This is a genomic window from Streptomyces racemochromogenes (genome assembly GCF_044129415.1).
Classification (GTDB): domain Bacteria; phylum Actinomycetota; class Actinomycetes; order Streptomycetales; family Streptomycetaceae; genus Streptomyces; species Streptomyces racemochromogenes_A.
The window spans coordinates 1-5624 of record NZ_JBBDHD010000233.1 but is presented as its reverse complement, the minus strand read 5'-3'; the positions used below and the strand labels follow the sequence as shown (position 1 = coordinate 5624).

The window sequence follows — 5624 nt, the reverse complement described above, 5'->3', positions numbered from 1 at the left end:
CGGCGGCTCGCTGACCATCCTGGCCACCGCGCTCGTCGACACCGGCTCGCGCATGGACGAGGTGATCTTCGAGGAGTTCAAGGGCACCGGCAACATGGAGCTCAAGCTCGACCGCAAGCTCGCCGACAAGCGCATCTTCCCGGCCGTCGACGTCGACCCGTCGGGTACGCGCAAGGAGGAGATCCTGCTCAACAGCGAGGAGCTCGCCATCGTCTGGAAGCTGCGCCGGGTGCTGCACGCGCTCGACTCGCAGCAGGCGATCGAGCTGCTGCTCGACAAGATGAAGCAGACGAAGTCGAACGCCGAGTTCCTGATGCAGATCGCCAAGACGACCCCGGCCGGCAAGAACGACGACTGACCGGGTCGCCCGCACACGGTTCCGCCCCCGCCGCACCCGCGGCGGGGGCGGCTTCCGTTTGTGCGACCTTCGCCACAGGCGTGCGGCTCGCACGAGAAGCCGTGGAACCCTGGAACGCGCTCGTCCGTCTGAGTGAAGGAAGACGGGCACCGGAGCCAGGACTGAGGAGAGCATGAGCGAGGACAGCAGGGGCCGCGGCCGACGGGCCGCTCGCGGAGGCCGGCGCAGGGGGGAGCCGCGGCGCCGCAAGGGCCTCAGAGTCGCCGCCTGGACCGCCGCCGCAGTGGTTCTGCTGGGCGGGGGCAGCCTCGGCTGGTTCTACTTCAAGCTCAACGGCAACCTGCACACCGTCGACATCGACCAGGCCCTGGGCAAGGACCGCCCGCCGAACGTCGACAACGGCTCGATGGACATCCTGGTCCTCGGCTCCGACTCCCGCGACGGGGCGAACGGCGAGTACGGCGCGGACGACGGCGGCTCCGCGCGCTCCGACACGGCGATGATCATCCACCTCTACGAGGGCCACAAGCAGGCCAGCGTCGTGTCCATCCCGCGCGACACGATGCTCCCGCGACCCGCCTGCCCCATCGGCAAGGGCAAGACCAGCGCCCCCCGGCAGCGCGCGCAGTTCAACGAGGCCTTCACCATCGGCGGGGCCGCCTGCGCGGTGAAGACGGTCGAGGCGATGTCGGGGATCCGCATGGACCACTACATCGAGGTCGATTTCACCGGCTTCAAGAAGATCATCGACAACCTCGGCGGGGTCGAGCTCACCACCACCAAGCCGATCAAGGACTACGGCAGCCACCTGGACCTGCCGGCCGGCTCCCACAAGCTCAACGGCGAGCAGTCCCTCGGCCTCGTCCGCACGCGCAAGACCGTCGGCGACGGCGGCGACCTCGGCCGAATACAGCTCCAGCAGGCCTTCATCAAGGCGCTGATCAAGCAGGTCAAGGGCATCGGGGTCTTCGACAACCCGAAGAAGCTCTACGGCCTCGCCGACTCCGCCACCAAGGCGATCACCACCGACAAGGCACTCGGCGACGTGAAGTCGCTCGCGAGCTTCGCCCAGGGACTCCAGGGCATCAGCGCCGAGAACATGCACATGATCACCGTGCCGGTGACCCAGGACCCGCTCGACAAGGACCGGGTCGCGCTCCTGGCCAAGGACTCCAAGATGGTCTGGGACGCCCTGCTGGCCGACCAGCCCATCCCCGCCGCGGCCACCGAGCACTCCACCGGGGACAAGAGCAGCGCGGGCTCCATCGTCCAGTAGTCCTTCCCCGCCGGGACGCGGCAGGAATAGATGCCGGACCCACCCCGTTGAGGGGAGCGTTCCGAGAATTTTGACAGGCGGCCCGGTCCTGGCAGACTGGTCTGTCGGCCCCGGTTCACGCAGTACGCAATTCGGCTCCTGCGACCCGGCGCCCTCCCGAATCTAGGAGACACCTTGAAGCGCGATGTTCACCCCGAGTACGTCGAGACCCAGGTCAGCTGCACCTGCGGCGCGTCGTTCACCACCCGTAGCACGCTGACCGAGGGCACCATCCGTGCCGAGGTCTGCTCCGAGTGCCACCCGTTCTACACGGGCAAGCAGAAGATCCTCGACACCGGTGGCCGTGTGGCCCGCTTCGAGGCCCGCTTCGGCAAGGGTGCGGCCAAGAAGTAGCGCGACCCAGGCGCCGGTCACCGGCCGCCCCCTGACCATGCGGGGGCGGCAGGGCCGGCGCCTTTGTCGTCGTTCAGCCAGCCCAGCCCATTTTTGATTTTTTCACCACAGGAGCACCCGATGTTCGAGGCGGTCGAGGAACTGGTCGGCGAGCACGCCGACCTTGAGAAGAAGCTCGCCGACCCTTCGGTCCACTCCGATCAGGCGAACGCCCGCAAGCTGAACAAGCGCTACGCGGAGCTGACCCCGATCGTGGCGACCTTCCGCGCGTGGAAGCAGTCGGCCGAGGACATCGAGACGGCCAAGGAGCTGGCGGCCGACGACCCCGACTTCGCCGCCGAGGTCAAGGAACTGAGCGCGCAGCGCGAGGAGCTCACCGAGAAGCTCCGCCTGCTGCTCGTCCCGCGCGACCCCAGCGACGACAAGGACGTGCTCCTGGAGATCAAGGCGGGCGCCGGAGGCGACGAGTCCGCCCTGTTCGCCGGCGACCTGCTGCGCATGTACCTGCGTTACGCCGAGCGCGTCGGCTGGAAGACCGAGATCATCGACTCCACCGAGTCCGAGCTGGGCGGCTACAAGGACGTCCAGGTCTCCGTCCGCACCAAGGGCGGCAACGGCGCCACCGAGCCCGGCCAGGGCGTGTGGGCCCGGATGAAGTACGAGGGCGGCGTCCACCGCGTCCAGCGCGTCCCGGCCACCGAGTCCCAGGGCCGCATCCACACCTCCGCCGCCGGCGTGCTCGTCACCCCGGAGGCCGAGGAGGTCGAGGTCGAGATCAACCCGAACGATCTCCGCATCGACGTGTACCGCTCCTCCGGCCCCGGCGGCCAGTCCGTCAACACCACCGACTCGGCCGTGCGCATCACGCACATCCCGACCGGTGTGGTCGCCTCCTGCCAGAACGAGAAGAGCCAGCTCCAGAACAAGGAGCAGGCCATGCGCATCCTGCGCTCGCGCCTGCTGGCCGCCGCCCAGGAGGCCGCCGAGCAGGAGGCCTCCGACGTGCGCCGCAGCCAGGTGCGCACCGTGGACCGTTCCGAGAAGATCCGTACGTACAACTTCCCGGAAAACCGGATCTCGGACCACCGCACCGGTTTCAAGGCGTACAACTTGGACCAGGTGCTCGACGGCGACCTCGACTCGGTCATCCAGGCCTGCGTCGACACCGACTCCGCGGCGAAGCTCGCGGCCGCGCACTGACGACCTTCGCACCCCCCTCGTACGACAGCAGCCCGGAGGACCAGCGTGAACTTGCTGCTTGCCGAGGTGGCCCAGGCCACCCAGCGGCTGGCCGCCGCCGGCGTGCCCTCACCGCGTTTCGACGCGGAGGAGCTCGCGGCCTTCGTGCACGGCGTCAAGCGGGGGGAACTGCACCACGTCAAGGACGCGGACTTCGACGCCCGCTACTGGGAGGCCGTCGCCCGCCGCGAGGCGCGCGAGCCGCTCCAGCACATCACCGGCCGCGCCTTCTTCCGCTACCTGGAGCTCCAGGTCGGCCCCGGTGTGTTCGTGCCCCGACCCGAGACCGAGTCGGTCGTGGACTGGGCCATACAGGCCGTCCGGGCCATGGACGTGGTCGAGCCGCTGATCGTGGACCTGTGCACCGGTTCCGGCGCCATCGCGCTCGCCATGGCCCAGGAGGTGCCGCGCTCGCGCGTGCACGCAGTGGAGCTGTCCGAGGACGCCCTGCGCTGGACCCGCAAGAACGCCGAGGGCTCCCGGGTCACCGTCCACCAGGGCGACGCCCTGAGCGCGCTGCCCGAGCTCGACGGCCAGGTCGACCTCGTCATCTCCAACCCGCCGTACATCCCCCTCACCGAGTGGGAGTACGTGGCCCCCGAGGCCCGGGACCACGACCCCGAGATGGCCCTGTTCTCCGGCGAGGACGGCCTCGACACCATCCGCGGGATCGAGCGCACCGCCCACCGCCTGCTGCGGCCCGGCGGCATCGTCGTGATCGAGCACGCCGACACCCAGGGCGGCCAGGTCCCGTGGATCTTCGCCGACGAGCGGGGCTGGGCCGACGCCGCCGACCACCCCGACCTGAACAACCGGCCCCGCTTCGCGACCGCCCGCAAGGCCATGCCGTGACCCCCGCGACCCCGACCGCCCACGCCACCACAACGCTGCACGAGGAGGCCTGCTGATGGCCCGGCGATACGACTGCAACGACGCGACGGACCGCAAGACGGGCCTGCGTGAAGCGGCCTCCGCCGTACGCCGCGGAGAGCTCGTCGTGCTGCCCACCGACACCCTCTACGGGATCGGCGCGGACGCCTTCAGCGCGGAGGCCGTCGGAGACCTGCTCGCCGCCAAGGGCCGCGGACGCACCATGCCCACCCCGGTGCTCATCGGCTCCCCGAACACCCTCCACGGCCTCGTCACGGACTTCTCCGAGCACGCCTGGGAGCTCGTCGACGCCTTCTGGCCGGGCGGGCTCACCCTCGTCGCCAAGCACCAGCCCTCGCTGGCCTGGGACCTGGGGGAGACCCGCGGGACCGTGGCCGTGCGCATGCCGCTGCACCCCGTCGCGATCGAGCTGCTGACCGAGGTCGGCCCGATGGCCGTCTCCTCCGCCAACCTCTCCGGGCACCCGGCGCCGCAGGACTGCGACGCGGCGCGGGCCATGCTGGGCGACTCCGTGTCCGTGTACCTGGACGGCGGGCCGACCCCGAGCACCCTGCCGTCGTCGATCGTCGACGTCACCGGGAAGGTTCCCGTCCTGCTGCGCGAGGGTGCGCTGACCGCGCAGCAGCTGCGGGAGGTCGTACCCGACCTTGAGGTGGCTCCGTGAGCCCTCAGGGGCGTGGCATAGCCAAGGGAGACACCTTCCGCATACTCCACGTCAGCACCGGGAACGTGTGCCGCTCGCCGATCACCGAGCGGCTGACGCGGCACGCGCTGGCGCACCGCCTGGGGGCGCTGGGGCTGGCCACGGGCGACCTGATCGTGGAGAGCGCCGGCACCTGGGGCCACGAAGGGGCGCCGATGGAGGCCAACGCGGCCGCCGTGCTCGCGGACTTCGGCGCGGACGCGACCGGGTTCACCGGGCGGGAGCTGCTCGACGAACACGTCATACGGGCCGACCTGGTGCTGACCGCCACGCGGGACCACCGGGCGCAGGTCATCTCCATGGGCCACTCGGCCGGACTGCGCACCTTCACGCTGAAGGAGTTCACCCGGCTGGTGCGGGCCATAGACCCGGCGACCCTCCCGCCGCTCGACGACGGCATGGCCGAGCGCGCCCGGGCCCTGGTGCGGGCCGCCGCGGCCCTGCGGGGCTGGCTGCTGGCCCCTTCCGCCGACGCGGACGAGGTGTACGACCCGTACGGGGCGCCCATCACCTTCTTCCGGTCCATCGGCGACGAGATCAACGAGGCGCTGGACCCGGTGGTCACCGCCCTGACGGGCGTCACTCCGCCGCGCTGACGCCGGCGGCCGGAGGCCGCCGCAGCACGCCGAAGCCGGGGAGGCCCCCATGGGGCCGAGCGGTGCGAGGGGTGCGTGGAGGAGGGGCTCGACGAGGCGCTGGACCCGGTGGTCACCGCCCTGACGGGCGTCACTCCGCCGCGCTGACGCCGGCGGCCGGAGGCCGCC

At 70.8% G+C, this 5624-nt stretch carries 6 protein-coding genes and 1 pseudogene; all 7 read left to right on the top strand.

Translation table 11 applies throughout. The features are described 5' to 3' along the window. Positions 1–358: pseudogene (locus WDV06_RS36020) on the top strand (transcription termination factor Rho); the annotation flags it as partial. A 172-nt stretch (positions 359–530) separates the two neighbouring features. Further along, the gene (locus WDV06_RS36015) at positions 531–1634 is read left to right on the top strand and encodes an LCP family protein (RefSeq protein WP_395514023.1); all 1104 of its coding nucleotides are present in this window, start codon (positions 531–533) and stop codon (positions 1632–1634) included. Between the two features lie 174 nt (positions 1635–1808). Then, positions 1809–2027: a 50S ribosomal protein L31 gene (rpmE, locus tag WDV06_RS36010; RefSeq protein WP_007266580.1), complete on the top strand. Its 219-nt coding sequence runs from the start codon at positions 1809–1811 to the stop codon at positions 2025–2027. 120 nt (positions 2028–2147) lie between these two features. After that, positions 2148–3227 (top strand): peptide chain release factor 1, encoded by a 1080-nt coding sequence (prfA, locus tag WDV06_RS36005; protein ID WP_045948877.1) that lies wholly within the window; start codon positions 2148–2150, stop codon positions 3225–3227. Positions 3228–3272: 45 nt separating this feature from the next. Continuing rightward, complete coding sequence (gene prmC / locus WDV06_RS36000; protein WP_079429781.1) at positions 3273–4118, top strand: peptide chain release factor N(5)-glutamine methyltransferase; 846 nt, start codon at positions 3273–3275, stop codon at positions 4116–4118. A 55-nt stretch (positions 4119–4173) separates the two neighbouring features. After that, on the top strand, positions 4174–4821 hold the full coding sequence (locus tag WDV06_RS35995; protein ID WP_395514022.1) for an L-threonylcarbamoyladenylate synthase: 648 nt from the start codon (positions 4174–4176) through the stop codon (positions 4819–4821). Further along, positions 4818–5456 carry an arsenate reductase/protein-tyrosine-phosphatase family protein gene (locus tag WDV06_RS35990; RefSeq protein WP_395514021.1) on the top strand — a complete coding sequence of 213 codons (639 nt, stop codon included), beginning with the start codon at positions 4818–4820 and terminating at the stop codon, positions 5454–5456. The genes WDV06_RS35995 and WDV06_RS35990 overlap by 4 nt, the downstream gene beginning before the upstream one ends. The last annotated feature ends 168 nt before the right edge of the window (positions 5457–5624 follow it).

Coding starts and splice junctions, on each gene's coding strand:
- prfA (WP_045948877.1), top strand. CDS start 2,148: ATGTTCGAGGCGGTCGAGGAACTGGTCGGCGAGCACGCCGACCTTGAG.
- WDV06_RS36015 (WP_395514023.1), top strand. CDS start 531: ATGAGCGAGGACAGCAGGGGCCGCGGCCGACGGGCCGCTCGCGGAGGC.
- WDV06_RS35995 (WP_395514022.1), top strand. CDS start 4,174: ATGGCCCGGCGATACGACTGCAACGACGCGACGGACCGCAAGACGGGC.